The sequence below is a fragment of the Dickeya parazeae Ech586 genome (assembly GCF_000025065.1).
Taxonomy (GTDB): domain Bacteria; phylum Pseudomonadota; class Gammaproteobacteria; order Enterobacterales; family Enterobacteriaceae; genus Dickeya; species Dickeya zeae.
Genome location: NC_013592.1, coordinates 1,223,919 through 1,249,264 on the forward strand (window position 1 = coordinate 1,223,919; position 25,346 = coordinate 1,249,264).

Sequence of the window (25,346 nt, forward strand, 5' to 3'; positions counted from 1 at the left end):
GTTAACTGTTAGTCTTTACTAGACTCAGTGTTGGTGAATAATGGGGTCAAGCTGTGTCGCCATCCATTGTGCGATAAACGGCTGAGCGTCACGGTTAGGATGGATGCCATCATCCTGCATCCATTCTGGTTTGAGATAAACCTGTTCCATGAAAAACGGCAACAGAGGAACACCCAACGTCGTGGCAAGCCGCGGATAAACCGCGCTGAACGATTCCGTATAGCGCCGTCCATAGTTGGCTGGCAAGCGGATTTGCATCAGCAACGGTTGGGCGTTGGCCGCTTTGACTTGAGTAATCACGCTGGCGAGTTCCCGCTCCAGGTCTTGGGGGGGAAACCCACGCAGACCGTCATTGCCGCCCAGTTCAATCAATACCCAGCGCGGCTGATGCTGTTGTAGCAACACCGGCAGGCGTGCCAGCCCCTGAGCGGCGGTGTCGCCGCTGATGCTGGCGTTCACCACCCGGACCGTGACGGCAGGGGAGCGCGACTGCCAGGTCGCATCCAGTAATGCAGGCCAGGCCTGGTTCGCCGCCATGCGATAGCCTGCGCTCAGGCTGTCGCCCAGCACCAATAGCGTATCTGTCGCGAAGGCGCGCAGACTGAACAGGCCCCAAAATAGAAGGATAACGACATGCCTGCAGAAAACATTCTTGAAGTTCATCATCTTAGTAAGCACGTTGGTCAGGGGGAACATCAGCTCTCCATCCTCACCGGAGTTGAGCTGGTTGTCAAACCTGCTCAGACCATTGCGCTGGTGGGCGAGTCCGGTTCGGGGAAATCGACCCTGTTGGGGATTCTGGCCGGACTGGATGACGGCAGCAGCGGGCAGGTGTCGCTGCTTGGTCAGCGGCTCGATAGCCTGGATGAAGAAGGCCGTGCCGCACTGCGGGCGCAGAATGTGGGGTTTGTGTTTCAGTCTTTTATGCTGGTGCCGACCCTGACCGCGCTGGAGAACGTGCAGTTACCGGCGCTACTGCGTGGCGAAAGTGATCGCAACAGCCGTCAACAGGCCGAGCAGCTTTTACAGCAGCTTGGGTTGGGAGCGCGATTACACCACCTGCCCGCGCAGCTTTCCGGCGGTGAACAGCAGCGCGTCGCGCTGGCACGTGCGTTCAGCGGCCGCCCACGGTTGCTGTTTGCCGATGAACCGACCGGTAACCTCGACCGTCAAACGGGCGATCGTATCGCTAATCTGCTGTTTTCTCTCAATCGCGACTTTGCTACCACGCTGATCTTGGTGACGCATGATGAACAACTGGCGGCGCGTTGTGAGCGTTGCCTGCGGTTGCGTGACGGAAAATTGTGGGAGGATGCATGATTTGGCGTTGGTTTTGGCGAGAGTGGCGATCGCCGTCGTTGCTGATTGTCTGGCTTGCACTGACGCTGTCGGTGGCTTGCGTGCTGGCGCTGGGGTCTATCAGCGATCGGATGGAGAAAGGGCTGAGTCTGCAAAGTCGGGATTTTCTGGCGGGTGATCGCGTGCTGCGGGCATCACGCCCGGTAGATGAACAGTGGTTACAGCAGGCGCAGCAAGTAGGACTGACGCAGAGTCGACAAGTATCGTTCATGACCATGACCTATGCGGGGGACAACGCGCAACTGGCACAGGTCAAAGCCACCGATACGCAGTATCCACTGTATGGCGAGCTGAAGACACAACCCGCTGGACTTAGGGTGTCGCCGGGCTCGGCGCTGGTCGCCCCGCGTCTGCTCGCGTTACTAGGGATAAAGGTGGGCGATAAGTTGGATGTCGGCGATACCACCTTGACCATCGCCGGTGAACTACTGCAAGAACCGGACGCGGGGTTTAATCCGTTCGAGACCGCACCACGGATATTAATGAATCTGGCGGATGTGGAAAAAACGGGTGCGATTCAGCCCGGTGGGCGCATTACCTGGCGCTATATGTTTGCCGGGACACCGTCACAAATCACCCGCTTTAGCGACGTTATCACGCCACAGTTGAAGCCGGATCAACGTTGGTATGGTATGGCGGATTCGCAGGGTGCCGTGGGTAAATCGTTGCAACGCTCCCAGCAGTTCCTGCTGTTGTCGGCGCTGCTGACGCTATTGCTCTCGGTCGCGGCGGTCGCGGTGGCGATGGGGCATTATTGCCGTAGCCGTTACGATCTGGTGGCGGTACTGAAAACGCTGGGGGCGGGGCGTCAGGCGTTGCGTCGGCTGATTATCGGACAGTGGGTGTCGGTACTGATGTTATCGGCATTGTGCGGCAGCCTGCTGGGAATGGGTTTTGAGGCGCTGCTGATACGGGTGCTGGCGCCGGTGTTGCCGGGCGAATTACCCGCTGCTGGGGTATGGCCGTGGGGCTGGGCGCTGGGAACGCTGGTGCTGATCTCATTGCTGGTGGGGATTCGCCCTTACCGGCAGTTGCTGGCGACCTTGCCGTTGCGGGTATTACGTCAGGATGTGGTGGCGAATGTGTGGCCGTTGCGCTATTACCTGCCCGCCGTGGCAGTGGTGGTTATCGGTTTACTGGTGGTGTTGTCTGGCGGCGGCGCGTTGTTGTGGTCGCTGCTGGGAGGAATGCTAGCGTTATCGCTGCTGCTGGGCGGCATTGGCTGGGGCAGCTTGCTCGTGTTGCGCCGCCTGACGCTGAAAAGGCTATCATTGCGTTTGGCTATCAATCGCTTATTGCGTCAACCGTGGGTCACGCTGGGTCAATTGGCAGCATTTTCGTTGTCTTTTATGCTGCTGTCACTCTTGCTGCTGCTGCGTGGTGATTTGCTGGAGCGCTGGCAACAGCAGTTACCACCAGGCAGCCCTAACTATTTTGTGTTGAATATCAACGCAGATCAGGTGCCGCAAGTCAGGGATTTTCTGGTGCAGCATCAGGTGAAACCGCAAACGTTCTACCCGATCATCCGCGCTCGTCTGACGGAAATCAATGGGCTGAGGGCGACCGATATGGTACACGAAGATGACCCCGGTGGGGAAACCGTCAACCGGGAATTGAACCTGACCTGGCTGGCGCAGTTGCCGGGGCATAATCCGCTGGTGGCAGGGCAGTGGCCGCCCAAAGCGGGTGAAGTGTCGGTGGAACAAGGCGTGGCGCAACGTCTGGGGGTGAAAATAGGCGATACGCTGACGTTTACCGGCGATACCCAGCCGTTTCAGGCCACCATCAGCAGCCTGCGGCAGGTGGATTGGGAAAGCCTGCGGCCGAACTTTTTCTTTATCTTCCCACCCGGATCGCTGGATAGTCAGCCGCAGTCGTGGTTGACCAGCTTTCGTTATGATGGCGACGATACTTTGATCACCCAGTTGAATCGACAGTTTCCCACGCTGACGGTGTTGGATGTCGGGGCGATTCTACAGCAGCTTGGTGCGGTGTTGCAGCAGGTCGGGCTGGCGCTGGAAGTGATGGTGGTGCTGGTGCTGTTCTGCGGCGCGCTGTTATTGCTGGCACAGATTCAGGTGGGGATGCGCCAGCGGCGTCAGGAGTTGATTGTCTATCGCACGCTGGGGGCCGGGCAGCGTTTATTACGCGCCACCTTGTGGTGGGAGTTTGCGGTGCTGGGGCTATCTGCCGGTGTGGCGGCGGCGCTGGGGGCAGAAGCGGCATTGTGGTTGTTGCAACGTAAGGTGTTTGATTTCCCGTGGCAGCCGAACCTGTGGCTGTGGGTCGGATTGCCGGTCGTGGCGGCATTGTTGTTGTCGCTGTACGGCAGCTGGCTGGGGCTGCGCTTGTTGCGCGGTAAGGCATTGTTTCGACGTTATCACGCCTGAGGCTAACTCAGGCGTTTTTTAGCGTCACGCGGTCAGTGCGTTATTGTGTCTTCACCGTTTTTACTGCTGGGATTTTTGTATTTCATCAGGTACTGATGTTGGAAGATGCACATACGGATGGCGTTGCGGTATTCGCCGTTGATGAAGAACTCATGAATCAACTCGCCTTCCACTTCAAAGCCTAGCTTGGTGTAGATGTGGATGGCTTTCTGGTTCTCTTTGTCTACGATCAGGTACAGCTTGTAGAGGTTGAGAATTGAAAAGCCGTAATCCATTGCCAGTCGGGCAGCGGCGCTGGCATAGCCTTGCCCCTGATGGGTCGGGTCGATGATTATCTGAAATTCGGCGCGACGGTGGATGTGGTTGATCTCCACCAGTTCCACCAGACCGACTTTAGTGGCATCGTGCTCAATAATAAAACGACGTTCGCTCTGGTCGTGGATGTGTTTGTCGTACAAGTCGCTCAGTTCGACAAATGCCTCGTAAGGCTCTTCAAACCAGTAGCGCATGACGCTGGCGTTATTATCCATTTGATGAACAAAGGTGAGGTCGTCACGCTCCAGTGGGCGCAGGCGCACAACTTCATGGATCTCCGGCATAACTTCTCCTGATGATGGACGATGGGGTGACGTTAACCAGCTTGCCGCGTGTGGTCAATCAGCCGATGCCGAAAGTGCATCACTGCGTGCCGCCGGGAGACGGCACGCAGTGATGCGTTGCGGTAATAATTAGAAGTCGACGCTGGCGCGCAACACCACTTCACGCGGGTCGCCAATCGCTACGTATTGACTACTGCCGCTGGAGGGATAGTAGGTTTTGTCGAACAGGTTTTTGATGTTCAGTTGCCATTTCACCTTGTAACCGTTGAGCGGCACGCTATAGGCGATAAAGGCATCCGCCACGGTGTAGTCGTCAAGGAAGAAGCTGTTGGCGGCATCGCCGGGTCGACGGCCCACGTAGCGAGCGCCGACGCCTGCGCGCAGATCATCACCCGCGTGAAGGCCCAGATTACCGAAGTCGTTGGTCAGGAACAGTGACGCGGTATGGCGCGCCACGTTGGCCAGTTCATTGCCCTGATTCGTCGGGTCGGAAGTGACGCGTGCATCGGTAAAGGCGTAGGCACCGATCAGGCTCAGGCTGTCGGTTAACTTACCGGCCACATCCACTTCTACCCCTTGCGAACGCACTTTACCGGCGGTGCGGGTAACGGTTTCGCTGATGCCGTTAATGGTCTGTTGTTCATCCACCATCACGTTGCGTTTTTGAATATCGAATAACGCCAGATTGGCGGTAATACGATTGGGCAAATCCAATTTGGCACCGACTTCGTAGGAGCGTCCGACTTCCGGCTCCATCGTCGCCCCTATTGCTTTGTTGACGGCCGAGTTAGGCTTAAAGGATTCGCTATAACTGGTGTACAACGAGGCGTAAGACGTGAGGTTGTACACGACGCCTGCACGTGGCACCAGTCGGCTGTCCGACCTGTCGGTATTGGTCACGAAGGGGCGTCCTTTGCCTGACATGACATCAAAGCGATCATAGCGCACGCCGCCTAACAGCATCCAGTGTTCATCCAGTCGTATGGCGTCCTGCATGAAAACGCCAGTGCTATCCACGTCTTCTTTCTGGTCGCTCTCAGCCGCAATAACCGAGTTGGATGCCGGGAAGCGGCCATATACCGGGTTATAGATATTGAAACTGCTGTTGTTTTTGCCACGAATCATATTGCCGCGATGGGTACGGTCAGCTTCATGATCGAAACCGAATAACAACTGGTGGTTGATGCTGCCCCAGTCGATGTCGCCATTCAACGTCAGTTGCACATTCTGTGACTGACTGTGCGCATCCTGCGTCGCATCGGCCCGGCGTGTCAGAAACCCGGTTGTCGGATTAAGCGACATGGCACGCGCCTGATTGTCGTTATAGGTATTGCGGCTATAGGCGTAATTCAGTTTGCTTTTCCAGCGCTCATTCAGCGTATTTTCCATCTGGAACGTCAGGGTGTCCTGATCGCCGCGGGTGGCGTTATAGGTTTCATCAAACCGTCGTTCGCGCGGTGTGGCAACGGGTTTGCCGGTACGGCTATCGATGACGGTCCCGCGATCAAACGGTGTCAGATATTCCATGTGCTCATAAGCAACCAGCACGGTGGTATTTTCGCCATACCACATCAGTGAGGGGGCTACGGTTGTCTGACGATTGCGTCCGAAATTACGCCAGTAATCGGTTTCATCGTGATCGACAATCAGGCGATAAGCCAGACCAGAGGTGCTGAGCGGGCCGGTGATGTCAAACTGACCACCGCCGCCATTAAAGCTGCTGTTCCAGCCTTCGATATGGGTTTTCTGCACCAGCTCTGGTTTTTTGCTGATGATGTTGATCATGCCGCCAGGGTCGCCCCAGCCGTACAGCATGGATGCTGGCCCTTTGAGGACTTCTACTCGCTCGGTGGTCGGGGTGACGTTGCGCGCCTGAATAGAACGTACGCCGTCACGCAGGATGGAACCGTCACGGTTATCACCGAAACCGCGCTTCATCACGGCGTCCTGTGTTCCGCCCAGCGTGTTGGCCTGAGTGATGCCGCTGACGTTGTACAGCGCATCGTCAAGATTTCTGACCGCCTGATCCTCCAGTACCTGCTGCGGCACCACGTTAACGGCCTGCGGTATATCCAGCAGGCGGCTGTCGGTACGGGTACCGGTCACGGCGTTGTGCGGTTGATAGCCGGTTTCCCCCGTGCGGGTTGCAGGCGTGCTAGCGTTCACTACCAGGGTATCTTCCTGCTTTTTGGTGTCTGACGGGGTAGTGCTATCGGTTGATGCGGCGGTGGCCTGAAGGCTGAGTGGCAGCAAAGCCAGCAGCGGCCAGCTTTTTTGCCAGTGGCGGTTATTCATGTGTTAACTGACTCCAATAGGTCCCTGAAAAATCAATCGGTAAAAATTGTTGATAGAGTTGTTGTAAGGTGCGCTGTGGATCGATGTCGCTAAACAGCGTCGGGTAGAGGGCTTTGGCGAACATTTCCACCATCACCACGTGATAAGGGCTGAGATAAAAGTTGTGCCACATACTCCAGGCCCGGCCGTTGCCGACGGCGCTGAGGTGTGAGAGCAGAGGCTCTTGCAGCAGTAGCGTGCGTAAACTGTCGCTTGCCTGACGGGGCGTGACGTCCGGGCCGAGCATCAGGTCAGAAAAGCGTTTGCCGTCAGGCCCGGCCATGCCGGTGGCAATATAGACATCAGGTTGAGCGGCTAAGACCTGTTCCGGGCTCAGCTCGCCGTACACCCCTTTGACTTTGCCTGCCGCGACGTTATCGCCGCCAGCAAAGGCCAGCAATTCGCCGAGATTGCCGTTGACGGCAGTGGTACAACAGGTATCCCGGCGTCCAAGGTGCAAATGCAACATCACCGTGGTTTTGCGCCCCTGATACTGTACGAGCCGTGTTCTGATGGCATCCATATGCTGCTGATAGAACGCGATAAAGGCATCGGCGCGAGACGGCTGGTTCAGTACCTCACCCAACAGGCGCAGGCTGGGGACGGTGTTTTTCAGCAGGTCAATGCGCAGGTCGACATAAATGTAAGGAATGCCCGCCTGCGTTAACGCCTGTTGGATGCTCTGTTCGTTGTCGGCCCCTTTGGCCAGCCGCGGCAGGATCACCAAGTCTGGCTTCAGTGGCAATAGCATCTCTGCGTTGACGCTGTTGAGATTGCCATTACCCAACTGTGGAATACGCCCGATGTCGGGGAATGTAGCCAGATAGCGCCCCCAGCTTTGGGAATCGTAACGTGCCAGGTCGCCCGGCCATCCCACGATGCGCTGCGCCGGGTTACCCGGTTCCAGCAAGGCCAGTGTATACAACATGCGACTTTCACCCAGCACGATACGTTGCGGGTTATCTGGAACGATGACCTGACGACCGGCGATATCGGTGACGGTTTTGGCCTGTACCAGAGGGGAAAGGCTAAGTATGACCAGAAGGAGAAAAATGATACGCATGTGCTTTTCTCGTAAAAATTAGGCGTGAAAAAATAATAAGAATTATTTTTATTTGCAACAAAAAGACGAAAAAGGAAAGTAAAAAAAGAAAAGCCCTGATGTTTCACAGGGCTATCGCGGGTGATGCGGATAATTGTTAATGCCGTTGTGGTACGGCGAGCGCACTAACGGAGGATCAAGAGGGGGTCTTATCGTCGTGATGCTCGTAACCACGACCGAAGCGTCGTTCCAGTCGGCCCTGGAGCAATTCCAGCCCGATAGATAGCAACCAGTAAATTACGGCGGCGGTGGTGAGCATTTCCATGTAGTGGTAGGTGCTGCGCCCGTAAGACTGCGCCAGAAAATTCAGTTCCCACAAGCCCATCAGCGACACCAGCGACGAGTCTTTGATCATTGAAATGAACTGAGAACCGGCTGGAGGAATAATGATGCGTAGCGCCTGCGGTGCCACCACGTGGGTGGTAATGACCCAGCGCGACAACCCCAGGGCCATCGCCGCTTCTTTCTGACCTCGGGGAACCGAGAGGACGCCACTGCGAATGGTTTCCGCCAGATAAGCGCCGTAGTTGAGCGATAGCGCAATAATACCGGAGGTGAAAGCGCTCATCACAATACCAACCTGGGGCAGGGCGAGGTAGATTATCAGTACCTGCACCAGCAGCGGCGTGCCGCGAAACAGCGAAACGTAAAACGTGGCGCAGCCAAATGCGATGGCGCTGGAAGAGAGCCTGCCTGCTGCGGCGATAACCGCCAGCAGGATACAGAACAGCATGGATATGAGGGTGATGACGACGCTCAGCACCGCCCCCTGGATGAAGCCGTCCGGCGACAGGTGCATCCCGAGCATGGCAGGCAGTTTCTGACGGATAAGGCCGGTATCCAAATCCATAAACGAAAACAGCCACAACAGCAGGCTGAGCAATACCAGCCAGGTCAGCCCCGCACGCAAACGAAAACCTAATCCGGCGCGTTCAGGCGCCGGTGGCATGTTGGATGGGGTTTTAGCGGGTGAACGCGACATTACGGGGTGACCCCGGTGATGTCTTCACCAAACCACTTCATGGAGATGGCTTTGAGGGTACCGTCGGCACGCAGTGCGGTGATGGTGTCGGCCAGTGTTTTGCTCCATTCCGGGTCGCCTTTATCAACGGCAATCCAGTTTGGTTCGGCATACAGTTCCTGCAGAATGCGCAGTTGCGGCAGCTTTTCGAGGCGTGGTTTAGCGGTGATGCGATCGGAAATGACCGCATCCAGACGTTTACCTGGGCCCAACGCCAGATTACGGAATGCCATCTCTTCATCGGTGGGGACCGCTTGAACATGGTCAAACGGGAAGGCAATCGGCTTGCCGCCCGGGATCACCAGACTTTTGTTGAGGTAATTCTCATAGCTGGAACCCAACCCTAGCCCGACTTTCTTGTTGCTCAGGTCAGCAGCCGAGTGGATGTTTTTCTCATCTTTATGGACGATCAGCACGGCGAAGGTGCTGTAGTAGGGGGTAGCGAAATCCAGCACTTTGGCGCGTTCGGCGTTTGGTGTCATCGAGCAGATGCACATATCCCAGCGGCCTTGCCATTTACCACCGACGATGGTTTCCCAGCCTGGCGTTGCCAGTTCCAGCTTTGCCCCCAGTTTCTGCGCGACAGCGTTGGCAACATCGACATCAAAACCGACCAACTGATTGTTATCATTCAGATAACTGAATGGTGGGTAGTCATTGAACAACACATTACGGACAACACCGGTTTGTTTAACCCGGTCCAGCGTGCTACCGGCCTGCGCGGTGCTAAGCGCCAAACAGGTACTCAGCGCGAGAGCCATCAGAGTGAGGAGTTTTTTCATCTATTTTCCCTATAAGCGAGCATCACAACGATTAACGCGGGGCGAGTGGCCGCATGCCGTGTGGAAATCACAAAGGCGCTATTTTATAGCAGCAGCGGGCGAGTGCAAAATAAGGTCTTTGTCGGGCAGTTGGAAAGCCGGGCATAAGCATCGTTGATTGGTGGTATCTTATCGTCAGCCTGGCTGGGGGGCTATAGACAAAAAAAAACCTGCCACCGAAGTGGCAGGTTTGACAGCGTGAGGCACGGTTCGCGTTATTTTTTGCGAGCGTACTTCAGGGAGTCGAGGGCAACAGCAAAAATGATGATGCCGCCTTTGATAATGTACTGCCAGTAAGGGCTGACGCCGATGTAAGTCAGACCGTAGTTGATGAGGGTGAAGATGATAACCCCGGTCACGACACCGGCAACCGTACCCACACCACCGGCAAAAGACACGCCGCCGACCACGCACGCCGCGATGGCGTCAAGTTCGTACATAAAGCCCAGGTTGTTAGTGGCACTACCGATACGACCTGCTTCCAGCATACCGCCGAAGGCATAGAACACGCCGGACAGCATATACACCCAAATCAGGTTCAGCGACACGTTCACACCAGACACTTTGGCGGCTTCCGGGTTACCGCCGATAGCGAAGATGTTTTTACCAAAACGGGTTTTGTTCCACAGAATCCACACGAACACTGACGCAATCGCTGCATAGAACGTGATGTAGGACAGTTTGAAATCACCGAGGCGCACAAAGCCCTGCGTGAAGGTGGAGAAACGGTCGTCAAAGCCGGCGATCGGGGAAGCACCCACGATGTCGTAGTACAGTGAGTTGATACCGTAAACGATGATCATCGTACCCAATGTGGTGATGAACGGCGTCACTTTCAGGTAGGCGATGATAAGACCGTTGACCAGACCAATCACTGCACCGATAGCACAAACGATCAGAATAACCAGCGGGATCGGCATGGTTTCCAGGTGTGGGAACACCTTGTTGGTGTTGTCCATCGCCTGTAACAGCGTGGCGGCAACCACCGCGGCGAGGCCGACCTGGCGACCGGCCGACAGGTCGGTACCTTGCGTGACGATAAGCCCGGCTACGCCAAGCGCGATGATGACGCGCACCGAGGACTGGGTAAGAATGTTACTCAGGTTGGTGAGACTGAGGAAGGTCGGGTCCTGGATAATAATAATCACCAGCAGTACCAGCAGTACGGCGTAAATGCCACTGTCTTTCAGCCAGGTGAGCGCACTTTTTTTAGTTGTAGCTTTCATGGTAACAGCCCTTGCATCATTAAAGGTGTAACGACGCTAAACGGAGAATTTCGTTCTGCGTGGTGTTCTTGGTTTCGACAATGCCTGCGACGAGGCCATTACTCATCACCAGAATACGGTCGGTGATGCCCAACAGCTCTGGCATTTCAGACGAAATGATGATGATCCCTTTGCCTTTTTTCGCCAGCTCTGAAATCAGCTGATAAATTTCGAATTTCGCGCCCACGTCAATGCCGCGGGTCGGTTCATCGAGCATCAGTATTTCCGGCTGAGTCAGCAGCCAGCGTCCGATGATGACCTTCTGCTGGTTACCGCCGGACAGCGAGCCGATAGCGGTGTGGTGGCCTGGGGTTTTTACCCGCATGGAATCAATCACCCACTGCACATCGCTTTTCATGCGTTTGTTGTCCAGCAGGCCGAGGCTGTTCTTGTATTTGTGAATATTGGAAATCAGCGAGTTGAAGCCGACATCCAGATAGGCGTAGATACCGGTAGAGCGGCGCTCTTCGGTGACCAACGCGAAACCGTTATTAATCGCTTCGTTAGCGTTATGGTTGTTGAGCTCTTTACCGTGCAGTTTGATGGTGCCGCTGAGTTTTTCACGGATACCGAACAGGGTTTCGACGATATCGGTACGTTTGGCGCCGACCAGTCCTGCAATCCCCAGAATTTCGCCCTGGCGCAGGTCAAACGACACATCGCGGATAGACGGCTGACGCATTGAGGTCAAACCGCGAACTTCCAGCATCACGTCACCTGGGGTGTTGGTTTTATCCGGGAAGCGCTGGTTGAGGGAGCGGCCCACCATCATGGCGATGATCTGGTCCATATTCAGGCCTTCCAGCGGCTGAGTTGCGACCCACTGACCGTCACGCAGTACGGTGATTTCATCGCACAACTGGAAGATTTCTTCCATTTTGTGGGAGATATAAACAATGCCGCAGCCCCGGTCTTTCAGCTTACGGATGATGGTGAACAGATGGTTCACCTCTTTTTCCGTCAGTGAAGAGGTGGGCTCGTCCATGATGACGATTTTGGCATTGTAGGAGAATGCTTTGGCGATTTCGATCATCTGCATCTGTGACACGGACAGCGAGGCCACCTTGTCGCGCGGATCGATATCGATATCCAGTTCATCGAAAATGGCTTTGGTGTCGCGATACATTTTTTCCTGATCGACGAACAACCCTTTTTTGGGATAACGGCCGAGCCACATGTTATCCATGACCGAGCGTTGCAGAACCAGGTTCAACTCCTGGTGCACCATGGATACACCATTCTCCAGCGCTTCTTTCGCGCTTTTGAAATCGATTTCCTGCCCCTGGAATTGAATGCTGCCGGTATCTTTCTGATAAATGCCGAACAGACATTTCAGTAGAGTCGATTTGCCTGCGCCGTTTTCTCCCATCAGGGCATGGATAGAGTGGGGGCGCACCTTCAGGTTGACATTATCCAATGCCTTTACACCGGGAAACGACTTACTGATATTGGTCATTTCCAGCAGGAATTCGCGCTGAGTGGTTTGAGTATCACTGGTCATATTTTACCTGGTCGAAATAATTACCTGGCTGAAACGTTGCCAGACCGAACATGACTGTCTGGCTGAAAAAACCGGTCGTTCAAACAGTGAAGGGCGCAGCGGTTGCCGCGCCCCGACGAGATTACTTCGTGAACTGCGCCAGGTTGTCTTTATCAACCGGCACGTAAGGTACGCGAACGACCTTGTTTTCAATTTTGAAGTTGGTGCCTTCTGCTGCCGGTTTGCCCAGCGCCAGGTTCTTCGCCAGGTCAATTGTGGCTTTGGCCTGGTTGTCGGCATCATTCAGCACGGTACCGGCCAGTGCGCCGGATTTGATCAGCGACAGAGCTTCTGGCAGCGCGTCAACGCCAAATACCGGAACGCTGCTCTTGTTATGCGCTTTCAGCGCTTCGACCGCACCCATTGCCATAGCGTCGTTGTTGGCAATCAGCACTTCGATCTTGTCGGCGTTAGGGCCAGACATCCAGGCGTCAACTTTGTCTTTCGCCATGGCGGTATCCCACATGGCGGTATCCATCTGCAACTGCTGGACTTTCAGGCCGTCTTTGGTCAGGGTGTCAATCACGTATTTGGTACGTGCTTCAGCATCCGGGTGACCCGGTTCGCCTTTGAGCAGTGCGTACTGGATAACGCCGTCTTTGTTCAGATCCCATGATGGGTTGGCTTTCCAGTGTTTGGCGATCAACTGACCCTGAATGATCCCGGATTCTTTGGAATCGGTACCGACGTAGTAGGCTTTGTCATAGCTGGCCAGTACTTTAGCGTTCGGTTCTTTGTTGAAGAACACCACCGGTACATCGGCCGCTTTCGCTTTCTGTACCACAATGGCGGCAGCAGCTGGGTCAACCAGGTTGATAGCCAGTGCTTTCACGCCTTTGGCCAGCAGGACATCGACCTGATCGTTTTGTTTGGATTGGTCGTTCTGCGAGTCATTCATCAGCAGTTCGACGCCACCCAGGGCTTTGGCTTCTTTTTCAATATCTTTGCGCACCATCGACATGAAGTTATCGTCGTATTTGTAGATGGTGACGCCGATACGGGTATCCGCGGCATGGGCGGAGGCTCCGAACATCATGCTGGCAACCAGGGCGGTGAGAGTGAAAACCTTCTTATTCATGATATCTCCGGGTTTATGCAGGGTAGTTCTCAGTCCGGCCGCACAACGCAAGGTAGACGTAGTACGGCAGTCAGTTAGTCGTCATCAGTGGCGGGTAACGCCAGTCTGATGGAGTTTGCAGGCATGGCCCGCTTAAAGCCTGACTTCCCTGTTTCAGGCGGCGTTCGCCGGTTGGCTGCGCGACCTGATAATGCATCCTGAATATAAACAGCGTCCTGAAACTGATATTGTGAACGTTTTCGCCGTGGCGGCCGCTAACAATTCAACTGACTGGGCGACCGTGTTACAAGGCGTCCGGCCTACGCAGTACGCCACCATCATAGAGAGCGCAATGTTAATTAACTGTGAATTTACTCACAAATTGAAAGCGGTTACATGGATGATTTGAATGAATTAGTGACCGCTTCCACATTTTAACGGGCCGCCACCGAGTGCCGCCGTACCAGCGTCGGCATGAAACAGTGTCTGGCCGTTGGGTCCAGCAACCCGGCCGCGCCTTTTAGCGCCAGTTCTGTGGCGATTTTCGCCATAGAAACAATAGGGTAGCGGATAGTGGTCAGGCGTGGGTCGGTGTAACGGGAGATGGGGATATCATCGAAGCCGACCACAGAGAACCGTTCCGGTACCGAAATGCCATTATCTTTCAACGCCATTAAGGCACCCGCGGCCATACCGTCGTTATAAGCGAAGACGGCTGTTAACTGCTGGTTGCGTCCCAGCAGTTCCACCATCGCCGCTTCTCCCCCCTGCAGGTCAGGCTCGCCGGCGGCAATCCACTCATCAGGCGGCTCGATGCCATGTTCCTGTAACGCTTGTCGCCAGCCAGTCAGACGTTCCGTTACGTCTTCTATCGGGTGACTGGATCGCAGATAACCAATGCGTTGATGCCCTTGTTGTAACAACATGCGGGTCGCCATCATGGCACCGCTGACGTTATCGAGGCAGACGCAGCGGTGCGCGTAGTTCGGCAGCACCCGGTTGATCAGCACCATGCCGGGGACCTGATCCATGAATCCTGCCAGCTCCTCATCGGATAAGGCTTTGGCATGTACGATCAGCGCGTTACAACGCTGGCGGATCAGGACTTCGATGGCATGCCGTTCCTTTTCTTCCTGGTGATAGGAATTGTTGATCAGCACATGCTTTTGCAGGCGCTGCGCCACGGTATCAACGGCTTTGACCATCGCGCCGAAGAACGGGTCCGATACGTCCATGACCACCACGCCGATGGTGTCACTGACCTGTGATGCCAGTGCCTGCGCGTTAGCATTCGGCCGGTAGCCCAATTGTTCGACGGTCTGCAGCACCAGATCGCGTGTCTGTTGGGTGACCGCGCTGTTGTTATTGAGCACACGGGAAACGGTAGCGATGGAAACGCCCGCCTGACGTGCGACATCACGGATGGTAATCATGCAACTCACCACAGAAGAAAAAGTTCACAAGGGCGCCTCTGGCATTCAACCTGTTGGGGGCTATTCTGTCAGGCGTTATGGATAGACTACGTGAGTCATGTCACAGTGATGAAAGCGGTTACATACAATTCTGTAACCTTTGTGACGAGGGTCATTATCCGGGAAAAAGATCGCGGCCAGATGCGACAATCTTGATGAAGGAAGGATGAGGAACGGACACGGGGATAACGCCCCGGTGATGCCGGGGCGTAAAGCAGAGTGGAAGCTAAAGAGGACGCTTTATTCAGCGGCGTAGCCGCTTTCGGGAATCACTTCGCCGTCAAGCCAGGCGTGATTATCGCGCAGCGCCAGACGTCCAGCCAGGAACCAGCCGACAACCAGCGGGTAGATGCTGTGTTCCTGCGTTTGCACCCGCTCTTGAATATCCTGCTCGGTATCGCCGGGAAAAATGGGCACTCTGGCTTGCAGAATAACCGGGCCACCGTCCAACTCTTCGGTGACAAAATGCACCGAAGTACCGTGCTCGCTGTCGCCGTTTTCCAGCGCCTTGCGGTGGGTATGCAGGCCAGGATATTTAGGTAATAGCGATGGGTGGATATTCAGCATCTTCCCCAGAAAACGGGTAACAAATTCGGCGCTGAGGATCCGCATATATCCGGCCAATACCACGACATCAGGCTGATATTTCTCGATTTCGATTGCCAGAGCGGCATCGAAATCGGCACGACTGGCGTAATCGCCCGGCAGTAACGCGTGGGTAGCGATACCAGCGTCACGAGCCCGCTTGAGACCGAAAGCATCAGGGTTATTGCTCAATACCGCACTAATTCGCCCGGGAAGGTGACCATGCTGACAGGCGTCAATTAACGCCTGCAGATTGCTTCCCTGACCTGAAATCAGGACAACGATGTTTTTCATCACTGGATGACCACGGTTTCTCCGCCATCGGTACGGGTAATAACACCGATTTTCCAGGCGGTTTCACCGTTGCTGGTAAGGTGAGCGATAGCATTGTCCGCTTGTTCGGCTGGCAGCGCGATGATCATGCCCACGCCACAGTTAAAGGTGCGGTACATTTCGTGGCGGCTAACGTTGCCGTTTTGCTGCAACCACTGGAACACAGACGGCCACTGCCAGCTGGATTCTTCAATCGTCGCCTGCATACCTTCCGGCAGTACGCGCGGAATATTTTCCCAGAAACCACCGCCGGTGAGGTGAGAAATGGCGTGTACGTCTACGTTTTCAATCAGTGACAGGACGGATTTCACGTAAATTTTAGTCGGGGCCAGCAGATGGTCAGCCAGTGGTTTGCCATCCAGTTGAATCTGTTCCGGATTAGCGCCACTCACTTCGAGGATTTTACGGATCAGCGAGTAACCGTTGGAGTGCGGGCCGCTGGAAGCCAGTGCGACCAGTGCGTCGCCTTCGCGTACTTTACTGCCGTCAATAATCTCGGCTTTTTCAACCACGCCGACGCAGAAACCGGCCACGTCGTAATCATCACCGTGGTACATGCCGGGCATTTCAGCCGTTTCGCCACCCACCAGTGCACAGCCAGACTGTTTGCAGCCTTCGGCGATACCGGTGATAACGCGAGCGGCGGTGTCCACATCCAGCTTGCCGGTGGCGTAATAATCCAGGAAAAACAGCGGCTCGGCACCTTGTACCACCAGGTCGTTGACGCACATTGCCACTAGGTCGATACCAATCGTATCGTGACGCTGCAGGTCCATCGCCAGACGCAGCTTGGTGCCAACCCCATCGGTACCGGAAACCAGTACCGGTTCGCGGTATTTTTGCGGTAAGGCGCACAGGGCACCGAAACCGCCCAATCCACCCATGACTTCCGGGCGACGGGTCTGTTTCACTACACCTTTGATACGGTCTACCAATGCATTGCCAGCATCAATATCCACGCCTGCGTCTTTATAGCTGAGAGAGGTTTTATCGGTCACTGCGGAGTCCCCACGGAGGTTACGATTGGTTTAAAAAATGGAGCGCGCTAATTCTAACAGCGTAAGCAAACGTTTGCGAGCGGTGTCTTCGCTGTGTGACGCTTTCGTCAGGAGACGATGGAGGCCGTTATCGGCGGTCTGGGGGATGGATAGCGATAATTTCCGTTTTCGCTTGATTTGGATCAGACTGGAATCTATGGCGTACATTTGAAAAAGCGGTATAATCCCGCGATTTTTTTGGCCGTCCACTGCCGATGGGGAGTAAAAAGTAATGAAAATCGTCGAGGTAAAACACCCGCTCGTTAAGCATAAACTGGGTCTGATGCGCGAGCACGATATCAGTACCAAGCGTTTTCGCGAACTGGCGTCTGAAGTCGGTAGTTTACTGACCTATGAAGCCACCGCCGATCTGGCGACGGAAAAAGTGACCATCGAAGGCTGGTGCGGCCCGGTTGAAGTTGACCAAATCAAGGGTAAAAAAATTACCGTCGTACCGATCCTGCGTGCTGGCCTTGGCATGATGGAAGGGGTGCTGGAAAACGTACCGAGTGCGCGTATCAGCGTGGTAGGGATGTACCGTGACGAACAAACTCTGGAGCCGGTCCCTTATTTCCAGAAACTGGCTTCTAACATCGACGAACGCATGGCGCTGGTCGTTGACCCGATGCTGGCGACTGGCGGCTCGATGATTGCCACTGTCGACCTGCTGAAGAAAGCGGGTTGCCGCAGCATCAAGGTGCTGGTACTGGTTGCCGCGCCTGAAGGTATTGCCGCGCTGGAGAAAGCGCATCCGGATGTGGAGCTGTACACCGCCTCTATCGACAAGGGCCTCAACGAACACGGTTACATTATGCCGGGCCTGGGCGATGCGGGCGACAAGCTGTTTGGTACGAAATGATATCCAGCCGACTGTAGAGTCGGCTTTTTTTTGCGTATAAGCCGCCGTTTCTGACCTAACCTAATGGCTGGCCCTGCGCATTCCACGGATGGCGACATTTTTTCAGCGTCGATGGAAAGTGGTCGACGCTGAACTTTCTGCCGGGGTTCCCGGTATTTTTCAGTCTGAGACACAGAGGAAAACACGATGACTCGTCGCGCCATCGGCGTCAGTGAACGCCCCCCGCTTTTGCAAACGATACCGCTGAGTTTCCAGCATCTGTTTGCGATGTTCGGAGCCACCGTACTGGTGCCCATTCTGTTCAAGATTAACCCGGCGACCGTACTGCTGTTCAACGGTATCGGTACATTGCTTTATCTGTTTATCTGTAAAGGTAAAATCCCGGCGTATCTGGGCTCTAGTTTTGCGTTTCTCTCTCCGGTCTTTCTGCTATTGCCGCAGGGATATGAAGTGGCGCTGGGCGGCTTTATTCTGTGCGGCGCACTGTTTTGTCTGGTGGCGTTACTGGTGAAAAAAGTCGGAACCGGCTGGCTGAACGTGATTTTCCCGCCAGCGGCAATGGGGGCGATTGTTGCGGTGATCGGGCTGGAACTGGCGGGTGTGGCGGCCAACATGGCGGGCTTGCTGCCGGCTACCGGTACTGAAATGGACACCAAGACCGTCACCGTTTCGCTGGTAACACTGGCGGTAACCGTGCTGGGTTCCGTCTTGTTTCGCGGTTTTCTGGCGATTATCCCTATCCTGATTGGCGTACTGGTGGGTTATGCGCTTGCTTTCGTGATGGGCATGGTGGATTTAACGCCGATCGCTCAGGCGCACTGGTTCGCTTTACCCACCTTTTATACACCGCGTTTTGAGTGGGTGGCGATGCTGACGGTACTGCCAGCCGCGCTGGTGGTAGTCGCCGAACATGTGGGCCATCTGGTGGTCACCGCCAATATCGTGAAAAAAGATCTGATGCGTGACCCAGGTCTGCACCGGTCGCTGTTTGCTAACGGTATTTCGACCATGCTATCCGGCTTTTTTGGTTCCACACCGAATACGACTTACGGTGAGAATATCGGCGTACTGGCGATCACGAAAGTGTACAGTACCTGGGTTATTGGCGGAGCGGCGATCATTGCGATTCTGCTCTCTTGCGTCGGCAAGCTGGCAGCGGCAATTCAGGCCGTGCCGGTTCCGGTAATGGGCGGTGTGTCGCTGCTGCTGTACGGTGTTATCGGTGCATCCGGTATTCGCGTGCTGATCGAATCCAAAGTGGATTACAACAAGGCGCAGAATCTGATTCTGACCTCGGTCATCCTGATCATCGGCGTTAGCGGTGCGAAGATCCACCTGGGCGCGGTCGAGCTCAAAGGGATGGCGCTGGCCACGGTGGTGGGGGTGTTCCTGAGCCTCGTGTTCCGCGTTATCAGCCTGTTCCGTAAAGAAGAAGAGGTGATTGATGTGAGTGACGACGCGAGCGACAAAACGTCTGCTCACTCATCTTCTGCACATTAATTCTCCGGCCCGTCGATGTTGCGACGGGCGGTGCGTTGAACCGGCGGGATGCCGGTTCAATCGCAAAAGGTTTCTATGCTAAACTTGATTCGTTTTCCTGCCTGTTTGGTTTGAGGTGCTTCTGAACACACCGGCACAGTTATCATTGCCACTCTATTTACCCGATGACGAAACCTTTGCCAGTTTCTACCCGGGAGAAAACACGTCTCTGCTGGCTGCTATCCATACGACGTTAGAACAGGAACATGGCAGTTACATCTATTTCTGGTCACGTGAAGGCGGTGGTCGTAGTCACCTGTTGCATGCAGCCTGTGCTGAATTGTCCCGTCTTGGTCGTGCGGTCGGCTATGTGCCGCTGGATAAGCGTGCCTATTTCGTTCCAGAGGTACTGGACGGGATGGAGCAACTGGCGCTGGTCTGTATCGACAATATTGAAGCGATCGCCGGTGATGAAGCGTGGGAAATGGCGCTGTTTAATTTGTACAACCGCATTCAGGAAGGCGGGCGTACCCGTCTGCTGATTACCGGCGATCGACCGCCGCGTCAGATCAATCTGCAACTGGCGGATCTGGCTTCGCGTCTCGACTGGGGGCAAATCTATCGGTTGCAGCCATTGTCGGATGAAGAAAAAGGCGAAGCGTTACAATTGCGGGCTCGGTTGCGTGGTTTTGAACTGCCGGAAGACGTCAGCCGTTTTCTGCTAAAACGGCTGGACCGGGAAATGCGCACGCTATTTATGACGCTAGACCAGCTCGATCACGCGTCCATCACTGCCCAACGTAAACTGACGATCCCTTTCGTCAAAGAGATCCTCGGGCTGTAACGCCGTCTGTCACAGGATATCCAATACCTGCTCTGGTGGGCGACCCAGTTTAGCGTGGCCGTTGGCAATCACGATTGGGCGTTCAATCAATTTCGGGTGGGTGACCATTGCCTCAATCAGTTGAGCCTCTGTCAGTGTGTCGTCAGCCAGATTCAACTCGCGGTACAACTCCTCTTTTCGACGCATCAGTTCGCGCGCACTGTTAAATCCCAGTTGTTTAATCAGCCTGGTGAGGGTCGCGGCATCCGGTGGCGTATCCAGATACAACACCACCTCCGGTTCGATGCCTTGTTGCTGGAGCAGCGTCAGTGTTTCTCGGCTCTTGGAGCAGCGGGGGTTATGATAGATGGTCACTGATTTACTCATTCCATTTACCTTTTTCAGGATTTTTCATAAGGGCGGAAACGTTGCTGCATAGCACGTAACTGGTCGATGCGGGCGTCGTAGCGTGCCTGATCGAGGCTGCCGAGCTTGCTTTGCGAGCTGGCGTTACTCAGCAAACGAATCGCCTGATCCAGTTTGCCGTTAAGTGCCAGGCTTTCCGCCCGGGATGCCAGCTCTTCACCGCGCATATTCTGTGCTGCAGACGCCTGCGCCAGTAAGTCCCAGCCATTTGGATCGTCCGGATGGGCATACGTGTATTTACGCAAGATACGGATAGCGTCGGCGGATTTATGGCTTTCTACCATCGCGTTAGCCAGATTGATCTGCAGTACTGGATTGTCCTGCGCATCCGGCACTTTCTGCAAACGGGCAACGGCTTGATCCGCGCGCTGCTGGCCGATGTCGATATCGGTCATGAGATCAAGAAACCAAGGGCTTGACGGCGATTTATCTAGCAAGGGTTGCAGTGCCGTGCGTGCTTCATCGTATTTCTTGGCTTGGTAAGCCCGAATAGCACGACCGTATTGAGCGGCCTGCTGCTCGCGGGCGTTGCCTTTGGCCCAGTTATCCAACAGGGCGGCGCCATACGGGTTATCTTGCGAGACGTACATTCCCAACACGCGCGCCTTGGCGAACAGAAAATCCTGCGAGGAGTGCACCGGCGTGGATTTCATCTGATTGGCGCGGTTGCGGGCGTCTGACAGTCGGCTTTCCGGCAATGGGTGAGTCAGCAACATTTCTGGCGGTTTAGTGGCGTAGCGTGAGAGGTCCGCCAATCGTTGCAGGAAATTGGGCATCGCCTGTGGGTCAAACCCGGCTCGTTGCAATACCTGAATCCCGATGCGGTCCGCTTCCTGTTCATTCGCCTGGGTAAAGCTGATGACGCTTTGCTGTGCCCCCGCTAGCGTGCCGCTGAGTGCGGCGAACCCGGCCTGTGGGTTTGCCATCGCCAGTAGCAGTGAACCAAACGCGCCAGCCCAGGCGAGCGGGGCGCTGGCTTTCTGGGCTTCCATGGCGCGGGCCAAATGACGCTGGGTTACGTGGGAGATTTCGTGCGCCAGTACCGAGGCCAGCTCACTTTCACTTTCCACATAGCGGAATAACCCGGAGTGCAGCACGACATTGCCGCCGAAGAAGGCGAAGGCGTTGATTTCGTCGTTGTTGACCAGAAAGAAGTGAAACGGCGTACGCACGGAATCGGCCGACTTAACCAGCCGCCCGCCCAACTGATTGATGTACTGCAGCAATAGCGGGTCGTTAATCAGCGGTGCACCGGCACGCAGCTGGCGCAGGTAAAAATCCCCCATCACCAGTTCCTGATTAATACTGAGCGTTCCGCCCGCGGTGGTGCCGATATCCGGCAACGTGTCCTGTGTCGTGGCTGTGACCATCAGCGGGCTTGCGCTCAGTAACGCGCCTGCCAGTATGGCGATGACCGTCTGTTTGAACCGATAGGACATAACGAAGACAACCTTTCGAACAACCTGAAAGAATGGTCATCATCTTAGCCAGCAGTGGCACACAATGAAACATGAATAGGGAAAAAGGCGGTGTAAAAAATGGGAAATGCGTGGTGGTCTGTGGTTTGCCGACGCACCGAATACCGCGTCGGCAATAATCAGGAGCAGAATAATCAAGAAAAGGAAAAGGTTCAGGCACCTTTTAAGTAATTCAGTACGATATCGTGGTGATTACTGGTCTTGAAGTCATCGAATACTTTTTCGATGTTGCCTTCAGCGTTGATCAGAAAACTGACCCGGTGAATGCCATCATAGGTTTTACCCATAAAGGTCTTTTCACCCCAGACGCCGAACTGCTCTGCTACCTGATGGTCTTCATCAGCCAGCAAGGTAAAGTTCAGCAGCTCTTTTTCCGTAAAGCGGGACAATTTCTCCGGCTTATCGGTGCTGATACCCAGAACCTCAACGCCGAATGTCTTCAGCTCGTCCATGTTATCGCGAAGCCCACAGGCTTGCACGGTGCAACCTGGCGTCATGGCCTTGGGATAGAAATACACCAACACCCGTTGTCCCTGGAAGTCGGCCAAATTAACTTGTTCGCCATCCTGGTCGGGCAAGCTAAATTTCGGTGCGGTATCACCGGCTTTCAGTGTGGTCATCACTACTCTCCATCTTTCTCTTCGTGCTGTGGATAGTTCACGACGCTAATACTGCCTTGCGCGTGCAGTTCTGTACATAGCTGATGAAAGGCTGGCTCAATAATTGAACCGGCTAACGCAGCCGGGCTGTGCGCCGTAATCTGGATATACAGTTGCGGCGGCGTATCGCCATCGGCAGGGCGGGTTTTGGACACCAGCTCGGCGATGTTCATTTGATGAGAATCAAACAGATCAGTAAAGCGTTCAATGATGTGTGGGGAGTCAGCAACATCCACTTTGACCCACACGGTGGCAGGCATCGGCGGGCGGGACTGCGATTCTGTACGTTTCATCACAATCAGCAAATCCAGTTCGACACCTTTGAGCGGCAGGGTGGATTCGATAAGCGTAATCGCGTTCCAACTGCCAGAAAGCAACATGATAAACGTGAACTCGGTGCCCAGCATCGCAAGTCGGCTATCTTCGATGTTGCAACCACAGCTACTGACGTGGCGGGTAATCGTATTAACGATACCGGGACGATCCGTCCCCAACGCGGTAATGACCAGATAGTGTTCTTGTGGGCGCGGCAAAATAGTGCTTCCTGTACAAAATGTTGGGAGTAACATGGTAAACATAAAAAAAACCACCTGCCAAGCGCAGACAACCACGGTTGTCTGCTTGCTTTTGCATAGAAGTCAAAAGTACCATGAAGCACTTGTTTGTGGAGGGGATGGCTAATGTTTACGGGTAGTATTGTTGCTCTGGTGACGCCGATGGACGACAAAGGTGCCGTTGATCGCGCGAGCCTGAAAAAACTGATTGATTATCATGTCGCTAGCGGTACGTCCGCGATTGTGTCTGTGGGCACCACCGGCGAGTCCGCCACCTTGAGTCACGATGAGCATGGCGACGTGGTGATGTTGACGCTGGAATTAAGCGACGGCCGAATCCCGGTTATCGCCGGTACCGGTGCCAATTCAACGGCTGAGGCGATTTCCCTCACCCAGCGTTTTAACGATACGGGTGTGGCCGGGTGCCTGACCGTGACGCCGTATTACAACAAGCCGACCCAGCATGGTTTGTTCCTGCATTTCAAGGCGATTGCCGAGCACACCGACCTGCCGCAGATCCTCTACAATGTGCCATCCCGTACGGGTTGTGACATGTTGCCGGAAACCGTCGCCCGTCTGTCAGAAGTCAAAAATATTGTTGCCATTAAGGAAGCGACCGGGAACTTAAGCCGTGTCAGCCAGATCCAAGAGCTGGTTCATGAAGATTTCATTTTGCTGAGCGGCGACGACGCCAGCTCGCTGGACTTTATGCAACTCGGTGGCAACGGCGTGATTTCCGTGACAGCCAATATCGCGGCCCGTGAAATGGCGGCGCTGTGCGAGCTGGCGGCTCAAGGGAATTTCGTTGAAGCCCGCCGTCTTAATCAGCGTCTGATGCCGTTGCATCATAAACTGTTTGTTGAACCCAATCCGATTCCGGTGAAATGGGCCTGTAAGGCATTGGGATTGATGGCGACCGATACGCTTCGTCTGCCGATGACGCCGCTGACCGATGCCGGTCGCGACGTGATGGAGCAGGCTATGAAGCAGGCGGGTCTGCTGTAACCGTTAGGGAGATTTGATGAGTTCTTCATTGCAAAAGTCGATGGTGGCAAAGGTTGTCGGTGTTTCGCTGATCATGTTGCTGGCCGCCTGTACCAGCGATCAACGCTACAAGCGTCAGGTTAACGGCGATGAATCCTATCTGCAAACCCCCGAACACCGGGCGTTGAATGTACCGCCCGGTCTGATTCTGCCGCTGCAGAATGGGGATTTCGATATTCCTCCAGTCAACCAGAATGGGCTGGTTGGTAAAGCGCTGGATATTCGCCCGCCGATGCAGCCATTGGCTTTGTTGAATGGTTCCCGCGGTCAGGTGTCTGGCAATACGGCGACGTTGTTGCTGGAGAACAATGCGCGCAACAGCAGTCTGTGGTCGGTGTTGACGCAGGTCCTCCAGTCGAAAGGCTACACGATTGCCAGCCGCCAGGATGCCAACCGGACGCTGACGACCGATTGGATCACCTGGAAGCGTGAAGATGAAGATGTCGCGCATCAGGCGCGTTACCAGATAACGCTGCAGACGCAAGGCTATCAACTGGCGTTGACCGTGAAACTGCTGGATCTGCAGCAGAACACCAGCCCGGTGACAGATAGTAGCGAAACTCAGCGTTATACCGCGATGATGCTCAATACGCTGTCTGACGAACTGGATAAGCGCCTGAACGATAATGACAGCGCTCAGGCTAGCCGTAACAGCCAGCAGCTCAATGTGCAGAGCGGTGCTGATGATTCCGGTCTGCCATTGCTGGTGGTGCGTGGTACCTACAATCAGGTATGGGACCGTCTGCCGAAAGCGCTGGATAAAGTCGGGATGACTGTTAACGATCGCAGCCGTCCGCAAGGTTCGGTGTCTGTCAGCTATAAGGCACCGAGCAGCGGAACCTGGAATGAACTGGGGGCGCGCGATCCACAATTGCCGAACGGCGATTACAAACTGCAGGTCGGTGATTTGGGTAACCGCAGTACGCTGCAATTTATCGACTCCAAAGGGCATACGCTAAGCCAGTCGCAAAATGATGCGCTGGTCGCTGTGTTGCAGGCCGCGTTCAGCAAGTCGTAAAACGCAAAAGGGTCGGGTTCTCCGGCCCTTCTTCATTTAGTCATCAACGTGATGGGTTTATCAACACGTTCAATTAACGGGCCCGGTGCGG

General features: G+C 54.9%; 23 protein-coding genes. 7 read left to right on the forward strand and 16 right to left on the reverse strand.

What is annotated here, in order from left to right; genetic code table 11:
* Positions 1-24 precede the first annotated feature (24 nt).
* Positions 25-666: a multifunctional acyl-CoA thioesterase I/protease I/lysophospholipase L1 gene (gene tesA / locus DD586_RS05470; RefSeq protein ID WP_157668884.1), complete on the reverse strand. Its 642-nt coding sequence runs from the start codon at positions 664-666 to the stop codon at positions 25-27.
* Between tesA and ybbA the strand changes: the two genes are divergently transcribed.
* Together ybbA and ybbP are read left to right on the forward strand one after the other, a co-directional pair.
* On the forward strand, positions 634-1,320 hold the full coding sequence (gene ybbA / locus DD586_RS05475) for a putative ABC transporter ATP-binding protein YbbA (RefSeq protein WP_012883820.1): 687 nt from the start codon (positions 634-636) through the stop codon (positions 1,318-1,320). The genes tesA and ybbA overlap by 33 nt on opposite strands.
* Positions 1,317-3,749 (forward strand): putative ABC transporter permease subunit YbbP, encoded by a 2,433-nt coding sequence (gene ybbP, locus DD586_RS05480; RefSeq protein ID WP_012883821.1) that lies wholly within the window; start codon positions 1,317-1,319, stop codon positions 3,747-3,749. Before ybbA ends, ybbP begins: the two co-directional genes overlap by 4 nt.
* 32 nt (positions 3,750-3,781) lie before the next feature.
* On the opposite strand, the gene speG is transcribed toward ybbP, so the two are convergent.
* The 11 genes from speG to purM all read right to left on the reverse strand — a co-directional run bounded on the left by speG (position 3,782) and on the right by purM (position 16,876).
* Positions 3,782-4,348, reverse strand: coding sequence for a spermidine N1-acetyltransferase (gene speG / locus DD586_RS05485; RefSeq protein WP_012883822.1), 567 nt, complete (start codon positions 4,346-4,348; stop codon positions 3,782-3,784).
* A gap of 129 nt (positions 4,349-4,477) precedes the next feature.
* Complete coding sequence (locus tag DD586_RS05490; protein ID WP_012883823.1) at positions 4,478-6,643, reverse strand: TonB-dependent siderophore receptor; 2,166 nt, start codon at positions 6,641-6,643, stop codon at positions 4,478-4,480.
* Positions 6,636-7,745: an ABC transporter substrate-binding protein gene (locus DD586_RS05495; protein ID WP_012883824.1), complete on the reverse strand. Its 1,110-nt coding sequence runs from the start codon at positions 7,743-7,745 to the stop codon at positions 6,636-6,638. The genes DD586_RS05490 and DD586_RS05495 overlap by 8 nt, the downstream gene beginning before the upstream one ends.
* 175 nt (positions 7,746-7,920) lie before the next feature.
* A complete protein-coding gene (locus DD586_RS05500) occupies positions 7,921-8,766 on the reverse strand; it encodes an amino acid ABC transporter permease (RefSeq protein WP_012883825.1) in 846 nt (281 codons plus the stop codon).
* On the reverse strand, positions 8,766-9,587 hold the full coding sequence (locus tag DD586_RS05505) for an ABC transporter substrate-binding protein (RefSeq protein WP_012883826.1): 822 nt from the start codon (positions 9,585-9,587) through the stop codon (positions 8,766-8,768). The genes DD586_RS05500 and DD586_RS05505 overlap by 1 nt, the downstream gene beginning before the upstream one ends.
* A gap of 254 nt (positions 9,588-9,841) precedes the next feature.
* Positions 9,842-10,852 carry a galactose/methyl galactoside ABC transporter permease MglC gene (gene mglC, locus DD586_RS05510; protein ID WP_012883827.1) on the reverse strand — a complete coding sequence of 337 codons (1,011 nt, stop codon included), beginning with the start codon at positions 10,850-10,852 and terminating at the stop codon, positions 9,842-9,844.
* 19 nt (positions 10,853-10,871) lie between these two features.
* Positions 10,872-12,392 carry a galactose/methyl galactoside ABC transporter ATP-binding protein MglA gene (gene mglA / locus DD586_RS05515; RefSeq protein WP_012883828.1) on the reverse strand — a complete coding sequence of 507 codons (1,521 nt, stop codon included), beginning with the start codon at positions 12,390-12,392 and terminating at the stop codon, positions 10,872-10,874.
* A gap of 121 nt (positions 12,393-12,513) precedes the next feature.
* Positions 12,514-13,509: a galactose/glucose ABC transporter substrate-binding protein MglB gene (gene mglB / locus DD586_RS05520; protein WP_012883829.1), complete on the reverse strand. Its 996-nt coding sequence runs from the start codon at positions 13,507-13,509 to the stop codon at positions 12,514-12,516.
* Positions 13,510-13,922: 413 nt separating this feature from the next.
* Complete coding sequence (galS, locus tag DD586_RS05530) at positions 13,923-14,921, reverse strand: HTH-type transcriptional regulator GalS (protein WP_012883830.1); 999 nt, start codon at positions 14,919-14,921, stop codon at positions 13,923-13,925.
* A gap of 279 nt (positions 14,922-15,200) precedes the next feature.
* Positions 15,201-15,839 carry a phosphoribosylglycinamide formyltransferase gene (purN, locus tag DD586_RS05535; protein ID WP_012883831.1) on the reverse strand — a complete coding sequence of 213 codons (639 nt, stop codon included), beginning with the start codon at positions 15,837-15,839 and terminating at the stop codon, positions 15,201-15,203.
* A complete protein-coding gene (gene purM, locus DD586_RS05540) occupies positions 15,839-16,876 on the reverse strand; it encodes a phosphoribosylformylglycinamidine cyclo-ligase (RefSeq protein WP_012883832.1) in 1,038 nt (345 codons plus the stop codon). Before purM ends, purN begins: the two co-directional genes overlap by 1 nt.
* 271 nt (positions 16,877-17,147) lie before the next feature.
* On the opposite strand from purM, the gene upp reads away from it, so the two are divergent.
* The 3 genes from upp to hda all read left to right on the forward strand — a co-directional run bounded on the left by upp (position 17,148) and on the right by hda (position 20,097).
* Positions 17,148-17,774: a uracil phosphoribosyltransferase gene (gene upp / locus DD586_RS05545; RefSeq protein WP_012883833.1), complete on the forward strand. Its 627-nt coding sequence runs from the start codon at positions 17,148-17,150 to the stop codon at positions 17,772-17,774.
* Positions 17,775-17,960: 186 nt separating this feature from the next.
* The gene (uraA, locus tag DD586_RS05550) at positions 17,961-19,274 is read left to right on the forward strand and encodes a uracil permease (protein WP_012883834.1); all 1,314 of its coding nucleotides are present in this window, start codon (positions 17,961-17,963) and stop codon (positions 19,272-19,274) included.
* Between the two features lie 115 nt (positions 19,275-19,389).
* Complete coding sequence (hda, locus tag DD586_RS05555) at positions 19,390-20,097, forward strand: DnaA inactivator Hda (protein ID WP_012883835.1); 708 nt, start codon at positions 19,390-19,392, stop codon at positions 20,095-20,097.
* A 9-nt stretch (positions 20,098-20,106) separates the two neighbouring features.
* Here hda and arsC read toward each other — a convergent pair whose 3' ends face one another.
* The 4 genes from arsC to DD586_RS05575 form a co-directional block, all read right to left on the reverse strand.
* On the reverse strand, positions 20,107-20,463 hold the full coding sequence (gene arsC, locus DD586_RS05560) for an arsenate reductase (glutaredoxin) (RefSeq protein ID WP_012883836.1): 357 nt from the start codon (positions 20,461-20,463) through the stop codon (positions 20,107-20,109).
* A 14-nt stretch (positions 20,464-20,477) separates the two neighbouring features.
* Complete coding sequence (gene bepA / locus DD586_RS05565; protein ID WP_012883837.1) at positions 20,478-21,941, reverse strand: beta-barrel assembly-enhancing protease; 1,464 nt, start codon at positions 21,939-21,941, stop codon at positions 20,478-20,480.
* A gap of 191 nt (positions 21,942-22,132) precedes the next feature.
* A complete protein-coding gene (gene bcp / locus DD586_RS05570; RefSeq protein WP_012883838.1) occupies positions 22,133-22,600 on the reverse strand; it encodes a thioredoxin-dependent thiol peroxidase in 468 nt (155 codons plus the stop codon).
* A 2-nt stretch (positions 22,601-22,602) separates the two neighbouring features.
* Complete coding sequence (locus DD586_RS05575) at positions 22,603-23,172, reverse strand: glycine cleavage system transcriptional repressor (protein WP_012883839.1); 570 nt, start codon at positions 23,170-23,172, stop codon at positions 22,603-22,605.
* Positions 23,173-23,319: 147 nt separating this feature from the next.
* Between DD586_RS05575 and dapA the strand changes: the two genes are divergently transcribed.
* Together dapA and bamC are read left to right on the forward strand one after the other, a co-directional pair.
* Positions 23,320-24,198, forward strand: coding sequence for a 4-hydroxy-tetrahydrodipicolinate synthase (dapA, locus tag DD586_RS05580; protein ID WP_012883840.1), 879 nt, complete (start codon positions 23,320-23,322; stop codon positions 24,196-24,198).
* Between the two features lie 16 nt (positions 24,199-24,214).
* Complete coding sequence (gene bamC, locus DD586_RS05585) at positions 24,215-25,255, forward strand: outer membrane protein assembly factor BamC (RefSeq protein WP_012883841.1); 1,041 nt, start codon at positions 24,215-24,217, stop codon at positions 25,253-25,255.
* Positions 25,256-25,346: the final 91 nt, after the last annotated feature.